The organism is Pseudogemmobacter humi, assembly GCF_900609055.1.
Classification (GTDB): Bacteria; Pseudomonadota; Alphaproteobacteria; order Rhodobacterales; family Rhodobacteraceae; genus Pseudogemmobacter; species Pseudogemmobacter humi.
This window is the reverse complement of the sequence record NZ_UXAW01000014.1, coordinates 1-1450: the sequence shown is the minus strand read 5'-3', so window position 1 is coordinate 1450 and position 1450 is coordinate 1. Positions and strand designations below refer to the sequence as shown.

1 protein-coding gene is annotated in these 1450 nt (G+C 69.1%); it reads left to right on the top strand.

Annotated elements, in window-relative coordinates; all coding sequences use genetic code 11:
• The first annotated feature begins 6 nt into the window (after positions 1–6).
• On the top strand, positions 7–1443 hold the full coding sequence (locus tag XINFAN_RS00075) for an NAD-dependent succinate-semialdehyde dehydrogenase (protein ID WP_124084545.1): 1437 nt from the start codon (positions 7–9) through the stop codon (positions 1441–1443).
• Positions 1444–1450: the final 7 nt, after the last annotated feature.

The following is a 1450-nucleotide window of genomic DNA, read 5'->3' as shown; positions in this document are numbered from 1 at the left end:
ACCGCCATGACCGCTTACCGCGACACGCTTCTTTTCATCGACGGCCAGTGGCGCGCGGCGACCGGGGGCCGGACGCTCCCGGTGATCAACCCCGCCACGGCGAAAGAGATCGGCACCGTCGCCCATGCCTCGCGTGAGGATCTGGACGCCGCGCTTGCGGCCGCCGGTCGCGGTTTCGCCGCCTGGAAGAACACGCCCGCGTTCGAGCGCGGCAAGCTGATGCGCAAGGCGGCCGCGATCCTGCGCGAGCGCGCCGATGAGGTCGCCGTGCTGATGACGCTGGAGAACGGCAAGCCGCTGGCGCAGTCGAAGATGGAGATCGCCGGCGCCGCCGATGTGATCGACTGGTTCGCGGGCGAGGGCCAGCGCACTTACGGCCAGGTCATCCCCTCGCGCGCGCCCGACGTGTTGCAATTCACGCTGAAACAGCCGGTCGGCCCGGTCGCGGCCTTCACGCCGTGGAACTTCCCGCTCAACCAGGTGGTGCGCAAGCTCTCGGCGGCGCTGGCGGCGGGCTGCTCGATCATCGTCAAGGCGCCCGAGGAAACCCCGGCCAGCCCGGCCGAGCTGATCCGCGCCTTTGCCGATGCGGGCGTGCCGGCGGGGGTGGTGGGCCTCGTCTACGGCGTCCCGGCCGAGATCTCCGAATATCTGATCCCGCATCCGGTGATCCGCAAGATCTCCTTCACCGGCTCGACCCCGATCGGCAAGCAGCTCGCGGCGCTCGCCGGGCTGCATATGAAGCGCGCGACGATGGAACTGGGCGGCCATGCGCCGGTGATCGTGGCGGGCGATGCCGATCTGGATCTGGCGGTGCCGCAGATCGCCACCCACAAATTCCGCAACGCGGGCCAGGTCTGCGTCTCGCCGACCCGGTTCCTGGTGCATGAGGATCTGCATGCGGCCTTCACCGCCCGCTTCACCGAACTGGCGGCGAAGATCAAAGTCGGCGACGGCATGGACCCGGCGACCGAAATGGGCCCCTTGTCGAACGAGCGCCGCATCCCCGCGCTGGAGGCGCTGATCACCGACGCGGTCGACAAGGGCGCCCGGCTGACCACCGGCGGGCGCCGCATCGGCAACGAGGGCTGGTTCTTCGAGCCCACCGTTCTGGCCGACGTGCCGCTGAGCGCGCGGATCATGAACGAGGAGCCGTTCGGCCCGGTGGCGGTGATCAACAAATTCGCCACGCTGGACGAGGCGATCCATGAGGCGAACCGCCTGCCCTTCGGCCTTGCCGCCTATGCCTATACGACCGACACCGCCACCGCGACGCGGCTCGGCAACGAGGTCGAGGCCGGGATGACCACGATCAACCACCTCGGCCTCGCGCTGCCCGAAGTGCCCTTCGGCGGCATGAAGGATTCCGGCCACGGCACCGAGGGCGGCTCGGAAGCGATCGAAGCCTATCTCGAAACCCGCTTCGTCACCCGAAAGGGCTGAGCCGGAC